This window comes from Streptomyces sp. NBC_00457, from assembly GCF_036014015.1.
In the GTDB taxonomy this organism is placed as follows: domain Bacteria; phylum Actinomycetota; class Actinomycetes; order Streptomycetales; family Streptomycetaceae; genus Streptomyces.
Genome location: NZ_CP107905.1, coordinates 5,903,512 through 5,918,395, shown reverse-complemented (window position 1 = coordinate 5,918,395; position 14,884 = coordinate 5,903,512). Strand labels below are relative to the sequence as shown.

The window sequence follows — 14,884 nt, the reverse complement described above, 5'->3', positions numbered from 1 at the left end:
CGCGCGCGGGCCGGTGGGGGCTGGTCGCGCAGTTCCCCGCGCCCCTTACGGGGCGCACTGCCGACCGGCCTCGAAGGGCAACCGGCGCTCGTGTACCACCTCCAGGCGCGACACCGCCCGGGTCAGGACGACGTACAGCCGGTGCAGGCCCCGCTCCTCCGCCTCCGCTATCGTCGCGGGCTCGACGGCGACGACGTGGTCGTACTCCAGCCCCTTGACGAGGCTCGCGGGTACGACGGAAACCCGGGCATCCTCGATCCCGGCCGCACCGAGCGCCGACCGCACCCGGTCCACGTCCACATCGGCGGCGACGACTCCGATGGACCCTTCGTGGTCGAGCGCGCTCCGTACCGCGTCCACGACTGCCCCCGGACGATCACCGGACGCCGCCTCCCGAAAGCTCAACTCCCCGTCGCCACGCAGCGATCGGGCGGGCGGCAGGTCCACATCCAGCCGTGCCAGGAGCCGGTTCGCCAGGTCTACGACGGCCTGCGGCATCCGGAACCCGGTGGTGAGCGGCACCACGGCGGCGTCCGGTTTTCCGAGGTGTGCGAGGAGCGCGGGCCAGGACCGCGCGGCCCACGGCGTGGTCCCCTGCGCGAGATCCCCGAGCACGGTCAGCGACCCGAAGGACGCCCGGCGGGCGATGGCCCGGCACTCCATCGGGGAGAGGTCCTGCGCCTCGTCGACGACGAGATGGCCGTACCCCTCGGGATGCTCCATGAGCCCGGCGACCTCGTCGAGCAGGACGAGATCGGCGGCCGACCAGCGTGCGCTCTTCCAGGAACGCGGCGGTCGCGCCCACAGCAGTGCCTTCTGCTCGTGGGTGTCGAGCACCCCGTCGGCGGCCCCGGCCAACGCATCGGCGTCGGTGAGGAGTTCGGCGACGACCTCCTCGGGCCGCACCCGCGGCCATACGGCGTCCAGGCACTCGCCGATCGCCCGCGCCCGCTCGATCTTCCGCACCCAGGCGCCCGGCACCGCCCCCGCACGCCGCTCCGCCTGCGCCCGAATACGCTCCACGATCCGCGTCCGCACCCGCTCCCGTCCGATGACGTACGGCGGCTGCTCGGCCCGCACGCCCGCGACGATCCGCTGGAGCTCATCGCCGGACACCCGCCACCGGTACGAACCGTCCGGAACGGCAAGGGAGTCGGCGCTCTCGACCGACACGCGCGCGTACAGCGCCCGCCGCAGGACATCGGCCATCCGGGCGTCGTGCTTGAGGAGGGCGGCGGCCGGCTCGTCCCTGCCGCTCACCGGATGCCGGGCGATCTCCTCGACGAGCGTGGACTGCCGTACGCCGGTCTCGCCGAGGGCCGGCAGCACTTCGGAGATGTAGGAGAGGAAGGTGCGGTTGGGTCCGAGGATGAGCAGCCCGCCGCGCCGGATGCGCTGCGGGTGGGTGTAGAGGAGATAGGCGGCGCGATGGAGGCCGACGGCGGTCTTTCCTGTCCCCGGAGCGCCCTGCACGCACACCGACCGGGCGAGATCACCTCGTACGAGGTCGTCCTGCTCGGGCTGGATGGTCGCCGCGATGTCCCGCATGGGCCCGACGCGGGGGCGCTCTATCTCGCGGGTGACGATGCCGCTGACGCGCTCCTCGCCGCGCCCGAGGTGCTCGTCCTCCAGCCCGGTCAGGTCGGCGGAGTCACCGCGGCTGCCCGGCGCCCAGCCGAACCGCCGCCGGACCAGCACGCCCTGTGGATCACGGCCACTGGCCTGGTAGAAGGCACGCGAGACGGGCGCGCGCCAGTCGACGACGAGGGGCGGGACGGCGGGGTGCTCGGTGATCCGCAACCGCCCGATGTGATAGTGCTGCCCGCCGTGCTCACTGTCGGTCCGGAAATCCAACCGACCGAAGAACAGGGGTCCTTCAGGCAGTTCCCGCATCTCCTTGGCCCGGCTGCGCAGCCGGTACCCGAGCACTTCGGCGTCGGCACCGGAGGCGGAGACGTCCTCGCCGGTGACGACATGGTCCTGGGCGCCGTCGACCATGGCGGCGAGGGCGGTACGGCAGCGGTCGTGGTGGGCGCGTTCGCGGTGGAGGGAGTCCTGGAGGGCTGGGTCGGGTGACGTCATTCCAGGAAGCGGACCGGAATAACGCAACCGAGTAACATTTCTTACTAGGTATCGAACTCAGGCGAGATACGGAAACGCGTCTTCCAACTGCGCGAACGCCCGCTCGGCGGCCGCGACGGCATCCCGCCGCACCTCCTCCACCGGCTCCCCTCCCCTGATCCGCCGCCAGTTCTCCTGCGCGAGGATCCGCCGCACGGCCACGATCTGCCCCGCGGCCAGCCGAGCGTCCAGGTCACCGCCGAGCGCCTCGGCCAGCGCGGCCTCCGCCCGCTCCAGATGGCCGTACATCCCCGCGACCAGGGCCGGAGTCCCGTACAGCAGCGCATGGAACGCCACCACCTGGGGATGGTCGTTCATCCCGGTGATGGGATCACCCCGCTCCAGCCCCTCCAGAAAGTGCCGCCGCAGCGCGGCAAGGGGCGCCTGCTCGCCCTGACCGACAACCCGCGCGGCCTCGTCCTCGTGATCGGCGATCCGGTACAGGACGAGGTCCTCCTTCGCCGGGAAGTACCGGAACAGCGTCGGCTTGGAGATCTCGGCCGCGGCGGCGATCTCCGCCACGGAGACGGCATCGAAGCCCTTCTCCAGGAACAGTCGGATGGCGATGTCCGACACGGACTGATACATCCGCCGCTTCTTGCGCTCACGCAGGCCGATCTCGCTCATGGGGTGAGCCTACGCATCGCGGCGGCGGTGACCTCAGGGCGCGACGCCCTGCCGGGGCGCCTCCTAGACCAGGGCGCGGGCGAGATAGGGGTTCGCCGTCCGGCGGTCGGGCAGGCCCAGCAAGCCCTTGGCGGCAGCCAGTGTCATGGCGTAGGAATCCACGGCACGGCGTACGTTGGGAGCATCCAGGCTCGCTCCGGTGACCAGCCGGTCGAGGTCGATGTACGCGGACCGCACGATCTCGATCCACCGGTACACACGCCAGTCCTTGCGCCAGTCACACGTGTACTCCGGGGGCAACAGGCGCTCCCACAGCCGGAACATCCGGTCGCGGATCTCCGGCCTCGTCGGGGTGAGGTGCATGTGCCGGACGAGGTCGTAGAGCGGATCCCCGACCACCGCCATCTCCCAGTCGATGATGGTCAGCGCCAGGCGGTCGTCGCGGCGGACCAGGTTCCAGGGGTTGAGGTCGCCGTGCAGCAGGGCCGGCTTCCGGTCGGTCACCTCGTGACGGGACAGATTCTGCCGCAGACCATCCGCGTCGGGCAGCCCCAGCTGCCGGGCCAGTTGCTGGGATTCCTTCGGCAACTCACTGACAAGGAAGAGGAGTTGATCGGTCAGCCAGCGGTGGAACCCGCCTTCGCCGGCCGCGGGGTCGACCCGTTTGTAGTCGACCTCCGTCAGCGCGACAAGCTGGCGGACGAGCCCGTCGGCCTCATGGGGCAGCAGGCCGTGCACGGGGTGGCTGGGGGGCCGCCCGATGTCATGGGGCCCGACATACGTGTGAATGATGAAAGGGTCACCGGGATAGCCCCGACCGAGCGCGAGCGCCCTCGGCGCCGCCACCTGCGCGGGCGATTCCTCGATGGCCCGCAGCACGGAGTGCTCGCTGAGAAAGCTGCGTTCCCGGCGGCAGACGCCCCGCAGCCTGCGCCGTACGACGACGGGAAACTCGATGTCCGGCACCCGGACCACCGTGTTCAGATGCGCGGTCCCCTTGAACACCTGGCCCGCCGGAGCGGCCCCTTCCGCCATCAGGGCATCCGTCACGGCGGAATCCGGGAATTCGGGGTGCTCGGGAAGTCGTCGGTCCGGCTCCCAGGTGAAGGCCTGGGCGATCAGGTCCCGGCCCCCACCGACGCGCTGGTTCCGCGACGCCAGCCACCGGAAGAGGGCGCCTTCGATCTCCTCCTTGCTCGGCACCTTGCCGAGCCGGAGCGGTACGGCCGCCGCCTCGAGGGCCCGGTGCACCTCCAGCGTCGCCTCGTCCAGGCTGTTCTGAGTGAAGGATTCCTCCAGCGACCGCGCGGCGCGCATCACGTCCGGGTAGACCGACTGGGCCAGCTCGAAGGCGAGGTAGTTGCGCAGATCCCGGGCCAGGCCGTTGACCGCGGCGGGGCGGGTCTCCTGCATCGCCTCCGCCCAGGCGTCGACCACCTCGGTCCGCTGATGGGACGGGTACCGCATGCGCACTAGATGCGTCGCGAGGTCGTGCAGCGGATCGCCGTAGGTCGCCAGCTCCCAGTCGACGCAGATGAGGGGCGGTTTTTCGGCGGCGGAAGCATACGGAAGGATCAGGTTGTCCCGGTGGAGGTCCGCGTGGAGCAGGCTGTACGGTCGCCGCGCCATCGCGGGGACCCGCTCGGCCAGGCGGACCATGGCGTCCTCAGGGACTCCGAGCGCCGCGAACAGTCCACCGAACTCAGCCCAGTTGGGCCGTCTGATCTGCTGGTCCGCGAGGTGCGCCAGGGTCTGCAGAAAGCCCTGGCTGTCCAGATGGTTGGTGGGCCAGGCTTTCGGCAGCGGCGGCAGGTCAGTGCGCCGCACCTGGGTCATCTGGGCGAGGAGGCCGGCCAGTGCCTTGATGAGCAGTGTGTCGACGGGCTTGCCATTGCCGCAGACGCTGGAGAGTGGAACACCGTCCACATAGCTGTGGATCGCGAAGCCGTCCCGTTTGACGAGGCACTCCGGAACGTGCGGCAGAACCCCTTGGATGGCATTGAGGACCGCTGCCTCGTTCTCCCAGGTCCTGATCACCACGGGCAGCACCTCGGCACGCCGGATCCGCACAGTCACGGACGTACCGGTGTCACGACGCAGCAGCCGCGCCATGGTTTCAGGGAGTGGCAGCACGTAGTTCTTGTTGTGGTGCCCGCTGATGGCCTGCCCTAACTGCGCGGCGTGCTCCACGAGCTGCCCGTACGCAGCGTCGGGCGTGGCACGCTCCCCGAGAAAAGGACGGGGACGAGGCGGTGCGGCCACGGGCTGCTCCGGGTACGAGAGGGAACGTATGGCAAACGGTAAGCACGGTGGTGGCATCGCGCACCACAGAATGACCCCTGTACGGCCATGACGGGCGCAATCCACCCATCTGCACGAGACCTGCACGAGCCCGTTCGGAGCTGGCTGGTTCTGCCTCTTGATACGTAAGAAGGCGAGCGTTTGCTCAGTCGGTGCGGGCATGCTAACAGCACTTGGCGGGAGCCGATCTCGCGCCCCTCTCGAGCGTGCTTCGAGAGCTGACGGTCACTCGGACAGCAGCGTCCAGACCGACTCGAACCAGGACTCCATGCTTTCCACGAACACGGATCCCGGCGAGTTCTGGTCCGTGTCCTTCACGTGGTGGGTCAGCGTGGCTCCGAGACCGAGGACGTCGAGGGCGTCGATTTCTTCGTCGCCGATCACCACCGGACGCCGGGTGATCCCGTACAGGCCGTGCAGCGCCTCCACTCCATTGAGCAGATAGAGCTTGAACGTCGGTGTCAGCGGCGCATGCCGTATCTGCACATCGACGGACGGCACCAGCTGCTCGGCGTGCAGTTCCCTCAGGACGTTGCGCAGCGAGTCCGTGTGCCGCTCCGTGATGGCGCGCAGGCGGGCCTGCAGCCGCGGCGTGTCCTCGTCGACGTCCAAGGCCTTCGGATAGGGCAGTTGCAGGGTCGTGGACGGCAGAAGCATGCGCAGGGCGATGCGTTCGGGACGGATGAAGCCGGCCCGGATCCGCTCCGCCTGAAGGCGAATGTGCGCATCGAGGGACTCTGAGGTCAACGTGTAGACGTCCAGGGTGACTTCGGGCCGTTCGAACGCCTCGCTGATGAAGGGGCCCAGCGTCGCACCGTGTCGCGACCGGGTCGCCTTGGCGGCCGTCGACTGGATGCGCTGTGTGTTGATCACGCGCGTGCCACTGCCCTGTCGCGGGTCGATCCATCGCTCCCCCGCGAGTTCGCGCAGCGCCCGCTGCACGGTGTCCCGGGAGACACCGAATTCCTCGGCGAGATCGCGCTGTGACGGCAGGAAGGACCCAAGGGGGTAGGTCCCGTCCGTTATCCGGCTGCGGAGCTCGTCGGAGACCTTCTGGAACTCCTTGCCGCCACCGTCACCGGTCTGCTGTGCGTCCACATCTGGACCGTACCACTCCCGGTCCGCCGACAAACCATGGTCCGGTCAACTTGGCGGCCACATTAGCCCGTTGGTTAAGGGATCAATCGGACCGGGCAGACCACCTTCAAGTCAACCAGTCCAATTGGATGGCTAGTTGGCGCCAACCTGGAAGTGGAAGGGAGGTGGGGGGCACAATGTCGTTCCATGTGGTCATGGGGCTCTTGGAGTTGTACCTCGGGCAGCGGGCACAGGCGCAGCTCGGCATCGTCGGCGTGCTGCTCCTGTTCCTCGTCGGCGTGGGGATCCGGGCGCGGCGCTTCGGACTGGCCGTCGGGGCCGCGGCCGTGTTCGTGGTGCTGATGACCAGGCCTGACTCTCAGGCCTGATCCCGCACCGCATGCAGCACCGGAAACAGCGACTGCACGATCGACGTGGCTCCGGCCTCCCGTAGCAGCTTCGCCTTGCGGTTGTTACGCGCGTAGCCGAGGAACGGGACGCCGGCGCTGCGGGCGGCGAGGTAGTCCGAGGGGGTGTCGCCGATCATCAGGGCGGCGGACGGGGCCGCGCCCATCACCGTGAGGGCGCGGTTGAGGCAGTCCGGGTCCGGCTTGAGGCGGTGGAGGTCCCGGGTGCGGCCGTAGATGTGGGGGGCGAAACAGGAGGCCAGGTCACGGCCTTGGAGGTACGTGCTGACCACGCGCGGGGAGTTGTTCGTGGCGATGGCCAGGCGGGTGCCCATCGCCGTCCACGTGCGGATCAGCACGTCGGCGTACATGGTGGGCATCGCCGAGGACACGGCCCGCAGTTCCTCCAAGGTGAGACGTTCCTCCAGCTCGGCGACCAGGTCGCTGCCGGGGTGCCGAAGGTCCACGGCGCGCAGGACGACATGCGGGTCCAGCGACTCGCGCTCGGCCTCCGTGACCAGGCCGTGCAGTCCACGGCCCTCCAGCCAGTCCACCAGTTCCACCGCCACGCGTTCCGCCGAGTGCCCGGCGAACAGCCGGCAGACGGGGCCGTCGAAGTCCCAGAGCACGACCCGGGCAGGTTTGATCAGCTCCCGGAGCTCTTCCAGCTGCTCCGCGTCGGTCTCGTTCTCTGCTGCCACCGGATCGGTCTGCGTCGTATCAGAAGTCACTAGGGAAGTGTCAGGTCCGTGGTGATGGTTTCCCAGAGGGCGTCGAACCACTTCTGGGATTCCTCCACGAATGCGGCGTCGCGCTGACCGGCCCGCCGGACGAAGGAGAAGAGGAGGGATTCGGTGCCCAGGGTGTCGTACATGTCGAGGGTGCCGGAGTCCGTGGGCTCCTCGCGGCGCGTGATCATGTAGTACGCGATCAGCGCCTCGGCCTCGTTGAGCAGGTACAGCTTCACCGGCGGGGTGAAGGGCAGCGCGCGGAAGGTGACGTGCACGTCGATGCCGTGCGTGGAGCGCAGGGCCAGCAGGTTGTGCCGCAGGACGTGGCCCTGGGCGTTGCGCATCGACAGCCAGCGGTCGTGCACCGACTCGTCGTCGCCGTCGACCGGCGCCGGGAACGCGAGCGTGATGTCCCGGGAGGGCAGCAGGATGCGCACGTCGATCGACTTTGGGCGCACCCTCCCCTCATGGATCCGGTGCAGCGGCGAGCTCAGGGCCAGCATCAGGGTCTCGGCGGTCAGACATGCCGCGTCGATGCGCACGTGCGGCTGCGAGAACGCGTCCGCCAGACGTGGTGCCAACCCGACCATCGTCGGCTGGGGCTCGCCCAGCACCGGGGCCGGCTCGGCGACACGGGGCGGGCTGCCCTTGCTGACGTTGCTCAGGAGACCGTCGTCCTGGAGCGCCCGGAGGGCCTGGCGCACGGTGCCGCGCTCCACGCCGAACTCCTCGGCGAGGTCGGCCTGGGTGGGCAGGCGGTCGCCCGCCTTGAGTTCTCCGGCGCGGATCCGCTCCCGCAGGGCGTCGGCGATCTCCTGGGGCGACATTCTGTTGCCGTTCACGTTCACTGCCACGTTCTCCTGGGTCACGACCAAACGCTACAACTGCGATCCATCTAGGGGGAGTTGTCTGCGAGTTGTTTATGAGTAGGTACCAACTGGGGACAACATAGTCAGAGATGGTCGCCAACTTAACCAAGTTGGCGGAAGTTTTGCCTCCCCATCCCGGGGACGCCACCCACGCACCCCCCACCGCTCGTCCCGCCGCCCAGGAAGCCCGAAGGGGGAAACACCGTGCCTGCCCTCGCCCTCATCTCCGCAGTGTTCGTCGTCGGCTTCGAACAGATGGTCCAGTGGAAGTACGGCGCCACCGGCATCCTCGGACTGCTGCTGCTCACCATCGGTATCAAGGCCAAGAGCCCGGCGCTCAGCTCCATCGGCGCCGTCATGCTCGCCGTGCTGGTCTCGGGGCCCGCTCTATGAGGTCGGACCACACCGCGGACCATCCTGTGGGAGACGTCAGCTCGTGAGCACCAGCTCCGAACTGATCGTCTCCCACAGTGCGTTGAACCACAGCTGGGACTGCTCCACGAACGTGGTGTCACGTAAGCCGCCGCCCTGCTCGAAGGCGAACAGCATGGACTGGGAGCCCTCGGCGTCGTACATCTCCAGGTGCTCGTGCTCGATCTCCTGCTCGCGTCGCGTGAGCGTGTAGTACGCGAAGAGCGCCTCCGTGTTGTTGAGCAGGTACAGCTTCACGGGCGGGGTGAAGGGCAGGGCGCGGAACGAGACGTCGACGTCGATGCCGTGCGAGGAGCGCAGGGCCAGCAGGTTGTGCTGGAGGACCTGGCCCTGGGCGTTGCGCTGGGAGAGCCAGCGGCGGTGCACGTAGTCGTCGTCGGTGGGATCCACGGGCGCCGGGAAGGCGAGATCGATGTCGCGGCTGGGCAGCAGGACCCGGACGTCGACCTTGGCCGGTTTCAGCTGCCCGGTGTGGATCTGGCGCAGTGGCTCGCCGATGGCGAGGGTGAGGTTGATCGAGGTGAGGCAGAGCGCGTCGATCTCGACATGCGTGCCGGCGAACGCGTCCGCGATGCGGGGGGCCAGCGCCACCATCGTGGGCAGGGGCGGGGCACCCGGGCCGACCAGCACCCTGCTCAGGTCGGGTGCGACGGTGGCCGGGCTGCCCTTGGAGACGTTGGTGAGCAGGTGCTCCGACTGCAGGATGCGCAGCGCCTGCCGTACGGCCCCTCGCTCGACGCCGAACTCGTCGGCCAACCTGGCCTGCGTCGGCATGCGTTGGCCCGGCTGCAGCTCACCCGACCTGATGCGGGCGCGCAGCTCGTCGGCCACCTGTTGATGTGACTTGGGTGGCGCCTGTGACCTCGCCCGTCCATTGACGGCGGCGTGTTTCGGGTCCACGACCAAACAGTACAACTTCTCGCCATCTTACGTCAGTTCAAAGAAAGGTGGTTATGAGACGCTTCCAAGCGGAGATAAGTACAGTGGAGTTGGTCACCAACTTGAGCAACATGGTCAAGACTTCAAGGGGTTGGCCACCAGCGTCGGATCCTTCGACCAGGTGGACGGTCCTCAGCAGGGTTCCGCCTCACCGTCCCAGGGCCACCCGTCCCGAAGGAGGGACCGACATGCCGCTCGCCGCCATCGTCCTCGCCGCTCTCGCCGTCGCCTTCGAGCAGCTCATCGAGTGGAAGTACGGCCCGATGGGAATCATCGGCTTCGTCGCACTGGCCGTAGGGATCAAGGCCAGGAACACCGTCTTCGGCGGTATCGGCGCGGTCATCCTCGTGATGCTGCTCGCCCAGCACGGCTGAGCACCACGCAGGCCGCCCCGTCCAGGATCGACTGACCGGGCTCCCTTCCGGAGGGGAGCCGGGAGCCCGGACAGTCCGCACCAAACGCACAGCCACAACTGAACACCGACAACTGAACAGCAGCGACAGCTGCACACACCAGCACAGCCACAACTGAAGAGCTCCACAGCAGAGGAGCACCCAACAACTGAAGAGCACAGCTACGGATGAACGGTCAGTCGTCGTCGGCAGGAAGGAGACCTCAGAACATGTCCGGGCACCAAGGCCGCCTGGACGTACGCAGCAGGGCGTCGGCCATCTTGGCGGCGCCCGCTCGTTCTTCCTGGACCCGTCCCAGCGCGGCAAGCCGCACGGCGGACTCGTCCCCCAGCCACAGGGCCGCCAACTCGCCGACATCGAGCGCGAGTTCGGCGGAGGCGGTGGTGGGCGCACAGCCGGCCCCGTCCGGCGAGGCATCGAGACGGTACCGCCCGCCGCTGAACCCGCCCGCATCCCGTACGTCGACGACGAGCGACCCCTCCCCCTGGTACGTCCGCGCCTCCAGGGCCCGTACGACATCGAGGATCCGCACCCACAGCCAGTCCGACTGCCCGGCGATCCGGGCGGCACGCGGATCGGGGAGCAGGAACGGAAGCAGATCGTCCGGGGCCCGCCAGCCGCTCTTCACCGTCGTGATCCAGTCGATGGAGCAGAGGTAGCGCCACAGGGCCCGTTCGGCCCCCGGGGTGGTGGTGATCAGCCAGTCCACCTGGGCCGTGTTGTGCGGCTGCTTGTCGTGCCAGTTGTCGTCCGACCGGTACGACACCAGCCCCTCGACCTCGCCGGCCGCCGACCGGTACACGGCGAAGTGGGGCTCGGTCCACGACTCGTCGAAGCGTACGGCGCCGGTGTTGAGCTGCCACCACAGGTCGTCGCGGCTGACGGCACCGGGCTGACTCCGCCGCAGCCGCTCATGCAGCTCGGGGCCCAGCTTGCGGACCTCGTCGCCGTCGACGAGGTCGATACGCCCGCCGTCCTCCGGCCCCGCCCACCGCGGGTCCAGGCCGGCCCGCGCCACATCGACCGTCCACTCGCTCATCCAGGTGGCGGGCCCGAAGCCGTACCGCCCGTAGATCGGATACTCGGCGGCGATCAGGGTCGCCACCACATCGCCCCGCTCCTTCGCCGCGGCGAGATCCCGGGCCATCATCCGGGTCAGCAGACCCCGGCGCCGGTGAGTGGCGGTGACGGTGACGGCCGAGATGGCATCGGCCGGGACCGGCGTACCACCGACCGCCGTCAGCTCCTGCGCGAACGACCGGAACGTGGCGACACACCGGCCCCCGTCGAAGCCCCCGAGAAAACGCCCGGCTTCGAACCGACGGCGACGGACCTCGACCTCCTCCTCCGGCGGCGTAGGCCGCCGCAGGAACCCGGTGTTCACCGCGCGCAGCCAGTCCGGGAACTCGGCTTCGGTGATCGGACGGACGTCGATGTCGGCGCGGCGGGTCATGGGATCACGGTAGGCATACGACGGTGAGGGTGTCGCGGGGTTTTACCCGCGCCCCTTTGCCCGCACCCCCGCGTCACGTCAGCAGGTCGTCCACCTGCGCCTCGCCCTCCCGGTACCGGCGGGCGATCTCGCCGCTGCAGTCGTCGGCGGTGCGCTGGAGGCGCTGCCGGCGGTGCGAGACCTGCTGCTCGTAGCGGACGAGGCGGCCCATGGCCGTGTTGAGTTCGAGGTCGGTGCGGGCGCCGAGGTCGGAGAGTTCGACCTCGGCGAGCATCTCGGCGGCCAGCTGCCGGTACTCCTCGCTGTACGGCGTCCCCAGCGTCACATGGCGGGCGGAGGAGCGGTGGCGGGCCGGAGCGTCGGTGAGGATCTCCGGGAGCCGGTCGACGACGGACGCCTGCCCCGCCGGGCCGCGCCGTGCCAGTTCCGCCCGCAGGATGTCGATGCGGCCCTGCAGCAGCCGCCGTACATAACTCAGGTCCGCCTCGTCCCGCTGGGCGTCGCGGCGCAGTGTGCGCAGCTCCGGCAGGCTCAGCGCGGCCAGCTCGGGCTCGGCCGGCTCGGTGGCCAGCTGCGGCCACAGGCCCGGGCTCGGACTGTCGGTGCGCTGCGTGGGCGGCCGCAGACGCGCGACGTCCGCCGCGCTGACCGTCGGCGGCTGCCCCGTACTCGGTGTGCTCATCTGCCTCAACCGTCCCCTCGACCGGCGTGTGGAAGCATCGTGCCACCCCAAGTGGCCAGTATGTGAACGAGTGCCCCCGATCAGCCCCAGATGGGGGGATTAAGGAGCGATACGCAGGAGCATGCGGCCGCCCGCGGGCCACTCGTGACCGCAGGGCATCATGGGTGCATGCGTGCAGTGGTGCAGAGGGTCGACGGCGCGAGCGTCGTCGTGGACGGCGAGACGGTCGGGGAGATCATCGGCGAGGGACTGTGCGTCCTGGTCGGCGTCACCCACGAGGACACCAAGGAGAAGGCCGCCCAACTCGCCCGCAAGCTCTGGTCGATCCGCATGCTGCAGGACGAGAAGTCGTGCAGCGACATCGACGCCCCGCTCCTCGTCATCAGCCAGTTCACGCTGTACGGCGACGCCCGCAAGGGCCGCCGCCCCACCTGGAACGCCGCCGCCCCCGGCGACATCGCCGAGCCCCTCGTCGACGAGGTCGTCGCCCAGCTGCGCGCCCTGGGCGCGACGGTGCAGACGGGCCGTTTCGGTGCGCGGATGCGGGTGAATCTGACGAACGACGGCCCGTTCACGGTCCTGCTCGAAATCTAGGGCTCTACGACCGCTTCCTGCGCCGCGGCCGTCGTATCCGCCATGAGCCGCGCATCCACCGGCACGTTCCGCTTCACCAGCGCCAGCGCGACCGGCCCCAGCTCGTGATGGCGTACGGACGTGGTCACGAAACCGATCTTGCGCCCGTCGGGCCCGTCGTCCGCGAGCCGGATCTCCGTGCCGTGCGGCGGCAGGTGCACCTCGCTGCCGTCCAGGTGGAGGAAGACCATACGGCGCGGGGGCTTGCCCAGGTTGTGCACACGGGCGACCGTCTCCTGGCCGCGGTAGCAGCCCTTCTGGAGGTGGACGGCCGTGCCGATCCAGCCCAGCTCGTGCGGGATGGTGCGGTGGTCGGTCTCGAAGCCGAGGCGGGGGCGGTGGTGCTCGACGCGGAGGGCCTCGTACGCCAGGATCCCGGCCGCCGGGCCGGCCTTCTCGGCGTACGACTCCAGGTCCGCGCGGGGGAGGAAGAGATCACGGCCGTACGCCGTCTCGCGTACGACGACGCCGTCCGGCACCTCGGCGATCGAACCGGCGGGCACATGGACGACAGCGAACTCGCCCGTGCGGTCGGCGACTTCGACCCGGTAGAAGAACTTCATCGACTCCAGGTACGCGATCAGCGCCTCCTGGGTGCCGGGCTCGACGTGGGCCCAGGTCGTCGATCCGTCGTCGACCAGGTACAGCGCGTGCTCGATATGGCCGTGCGCCGACAGGATCAGCGCTTCGGTCGCCTCGCCCGCGGGCAGGTCGGTGACGTGCTGGGTGAGCAGCAGGTGCAGCCAGCTCAGCCGGTCGTCGCCAGTGACGGTGACGACACCGCGGTGCGAGAGGTCGACGAAGCCTTGGCCGTCGGCGAGGGCGCGCTGCTCGCGGAACAGATCGCCGTAGTGGGCGGCGACGCCTTCGTCCACGCCCTCGGCGGGGACGGCGCCGGGCAGAGTCAGCAGAGGGCTCTTCATAGGACCCAGCCTACGACCCTACGAATTGGTAGTTGAATTCTTGAGCGTGCAGTCGCGGCACCGGCCGAAGATCGCGAAGTGCTTCATGTCCGTGTCGAAGCCGAACGTCTCGCGCAGCTTGGCGGTGAACTCGGCGGCGACGGAGACATCGGCCTCGATGACGTTCGTGCAGTCGCGGCAGACGAGGTGGATGTGGTGGTGCCGGTCGGCGAGGTGGTACGTGGGCGCCCCGTGCCCCAGGTGGGCGTGGCTGACCAGCCCGAGCTCCTCGAGCAGCTCCAAGGTCCGGTACACCGTCGAAATGTTGACCCCCGACGCCGTCTTCCTCACTTCCACGAGGATGTCGTCGGGGGTCGCGTGCTCAAGGGTGTCCACGGCTTCGAGCACGAGTTGCCGCTGCGGGGTCAGCCGGTAGCCGCGCTGCCTCAGATCGCTCTTCCAGTCGGTGCTCACCACACCGTCGAGTCTAGAGCCACTTCGGAGAAGCCCTACTTGAAGAAGGCGATCCCGTCGTCAGGCATGTCGTCCGGGAGGGCCTTGGCCCAGCGTTCGACGTCCTCGGGGGTGACGACCTTCTTCAGGTGCGCCGACATGTAGGGGCGCAGCTCGACCTCGGGGGTCTGCTTCTCGCCGACCCACATGAGGTCGCTCTTCACATAGCCGTAGAGGCGCTTGCCGCCGGTGTACGGGCGGGAGGCGCCGGTCCGTGCCACCGCGTCCGTCACGAGGTCGATCTGGGGCTTCTTCTCGGCCAGGTCGCCGTACCAGATCTCGACGACGCCGTCGTCGCGGACCATCGTGACCTCGACCTTGCGGTCGGCGTCGATGCGCCAGTAGCCGGTCTCGGACTCCAGCGGACGGACCTTGTTCCCGTCGTTGTCCAGCACCCAGGTGTGGGACCGGTACTCCAGGAAGTCCCGGCCGTCATGGCTGAAGGAGACCTCCTGGCCGAAGTTGCACTTCTCGGCGCCCGGGAAGTCGTGCACGCCTGCGCCGGCCCAGTCGCCGAGCAGGAAGGCAAGGGGGACCAGGTCCTTGTGGAGGTCGGACGGGATCTCGATCATGAGCGGGGCAATTCCTCGGTGGGGGTCAGCGCTGGCCCTGGTACAGCTTCTTCACGGTCAGCCCGGCGAAGGCGAGGACGCCGACGCAGACAAGGGCCAGCAGGGCTTCGAAGAAGATCACCACGGAATGCTCCTCAGTGAGCGAGAGTACGCGTTGCACAAGACCGGGCCCCAGCTTACGCGGCCGGGGCCCGGCTCTCTCCGTGAGGTAC

General features: G+C 69.1%; 16 protein-coding genes. 4 read left to right on the top strand and 12 right to left on the bottom strand.

Annotation, left to right across the window (positions count from 1 at the left end):
• Nucleotides 1-45 precede the first annotated feature (45 nt).
• From OG828_RS26975 to OG828_RS26960, 4 genes are all read right to left on the bottom strand, one after another.
• A complete protein-coding gene (locus OG828_RS26975; protein WP_328502554.1) occupies nt 46-2,082 on the bottom strand; it encodes a HelD family protein in 2,037 nt (678 codons plus the stop codon).
• Nucleotides 2,083-2,139: 57 nt separating this feature from the next.
• Nucleotides 2,140-2,748 carry a TetR family transcriptional regulator gene (locus tag OG828_RS26970; RefSeq protein ID WP_328502553.1) on the bottom strand — a complete coding sequence of 203 codons (609 nt, stop codon included), beginning with the start codon at nt 2,746-2,748 and terminating at the stop codon, nt 2,140-2,142.
• A 63-nt stretch (nt 2,749-2,811) separates the two neighbouring features.
• Nucleotides 2,812-5,010, bottom strand: coding sequence for a phosphotransferase family protein (locus OG828_RS26965; RefSeq protein ID WP_443062435.1), 2,199 nt, complete (start codon nt 5,008-5,010; stop codon nt 2,812-2,814).
• A 264-nt stretch (nt 5,011-5,274) separates the two neighbouring features.
• Entirely contained in the window at nt 5,275-6,147 is an 873-nt protein-coding gene (locus OG828_RS26960) for a winged helix-turn-helix domain-containing protein (protein WP_328502552.1), read from the bottom strand.
• Between the two features lie 194 nt (nt 6,148-6,341).
• Between OG828_RS26960 and OG828_RS26955 the strand changes: the two genes are divergently transcribed.
• Nucleotides 6,342-6,515 carry a hypothetical protein gene (locus OG828_RS26955; RefSeq protein ID WP_328362105.1) on the top strand — a complete coding sequence of 58 codons (174 nt, stop codon included), beginning with the start codon at nt 6,342-6,344 and terminating at the stop codon, nt 6,513-6,515.
• Here OG828_RS26955 and OG828_RS26950 read toward each other — a convergent pair.
• Together OG828_RS26950 and OG828_RS26945 are read right to left on the bottom strand one after the other, a co-directional pair.
• Nucleotides 6,506-7,264 (bottom strand): HAD family hydrolase, encoded by a 759-nt coding sequence (locus OG828_RS26950; protein ID WP_443060187.1) that lies wholly within the window; start codon nt 7,262-7,264, stop codon nt 6,506-6,508. The two genes, OG828_RS26955 and OG828_RS26950, sit on opposite strands and share 10 nt — an antisense overlap.
• Nucleotides 7,264-8,139, bottom strand: a complete 876-nt coding sequence (locus OG828_RS26945) for a GntR family transcriptional regulator (protein WP_328362099.1) — start codon at nt 8,137-8,139, stop codon at nt 7,264-7,266. Before OG828_RS26945 ends, OG828_RS26950 begins: the two co-directional genes overlap by 1 nt.
• Nucleotides 8,140-8,337: 198 nt before the next feature.
• On the opposite strand from OG828_RS26945, the gene OG828_RS26940 reads away from it, so the two are divergent.
• Entirely contained in the window at nt 8,338-8,526 is a 189-nt protein-coding gene (locus tag OG828_RS26940) for a hypothetical protein (RefSeq protein ID WP_210577753.1), read from the top strand.
• A gap of 36 nt (nt 8,527-8,562) precedes the next feature.
• Here OG828_RS26940 and OG828_RS26935 read toward each other — a convergent pair whose 3' ends face one another.
• Complete coding sequence (locus OG828_RS26935; protein WP_328439952.1) at nt 8,563-9,471, bottom strand: winged helix-turn-helix domain-containing protein; 909 nt, start codon at nt 9,469-9,471, stop codon at nt 8,563-8,565.
• Between the two features lie 221 nt (nt 9,472-9,692).
• Between OG828_RS26935 and OG828_RS26930 the strand changes: the two genes are divergently transcribed.
• A complete protein-coding gene (locus OG828_RS26930; protein WP_210577751.1) occupies nt 9,693-9,878 on the top strand; it encodes a hypothetical protein in 186 nt (61 codons plus the stop codon).
• A 241-nt stretch (nt 9,879-10,119) separates the two neighbouring features.
• Here the strand turns inward: OG828_RS26930 and OG828_RS26925 are convergent, their stop codons facing one another.
• Both OG828_RS26925 and OG828_RS26920 read right to left on the bottom strand, forming a co-directional pair.
• Nucleotides 10,120-11,370 carry a GNAT family N-acetyltransferase gene (locus OG828_RS26925; protein WP_328502550.1) on the bottom strand — a complete coding sequence of 417 codons (1,251 nt, stop codon included), beginning with the start codon at nt 11,368-11,370 and terminating at the stop codon, nt 10,120-10,122.
• 73 nt (nt 11,371-11,443) lie between these two features.
• Nucleotides 11,444-12,052 carry an RsiG family protein gene (locus OG828_RS26920; protein WP_328502549.1) on the bottom strand — a complete coding sequence of 203 codons (609 nt, stop codon included), beginning with the start codon at nt 12,050-12,052 and terminating at the stop codon, nt 11,444-11,446.
• Between the two features lie 168 nt (nt 12,053-12,220).
• Here OG828_RS26920 and dtd point away from each other — a divergent pair, with 168 nt between their 5' ends.
• Complete coding sequence (gene dtd, locus OG828_RS26915) at nt 12,221-12,646, top strand: D-aminoacyl-tRNA deacylase (RefSeq protein WP_328362084.1); 426 nt, start codon at nt 12,221-12,223, stop codon at nt 12,644-12,646.
• Here dtd and ygfZ read toward each other — a convergent pair.
• The 3 genes from ygfZ to OG828_RS26900 are packed head-to-tail and all read right to left on the bottom strand — an operon-like array spanning nt 12,643 to nt 14,672.
• The gene (gene ygfZ / locus OG828_RS26910) at nt 12,643-13,608 is read right to left on the bottom strand and encodes a CAF17-like 4Fe-4S cluster assembly/insertion protein YgfZ (protein ID WP_328502548.1); all 966 of its coding nucleotides are present in this window, start codon (nt 13,606-13,608) and stop codon (nt 12,643-12,645) included. The genes dtd and ygfZ overlap by 4 nt on opposite strands.
• Nucleotides 13,609-13,626: 18 nt before the next feature.
• On the bottom strand, nt 13,627-14,064 hold the full coding sequence (locus OG828_RS26905; RefSeq protein ID WP_210577745.1) for a Fur family transcriptional regulator: 438 nt from the start codon (nt 14,062-14,064) through the stop codon (nt 13,627-13,629).
• 32 nt (nt 14,065-14,096) lie between these two features.
• The gene (locus OG828_RS26900) at nt 14,097-14,672 is read right to left on the bottom strand and encodes an FABP family protein (protein WP_210577744.1); all 576 of its coding nucleotides are present in this window, start codon (nt 14,670-14,672) and stop codon (nt 14,097-14,099) included.
• Nucleotides 14,673-14,884: the final 212 nt, after the last annotated feature.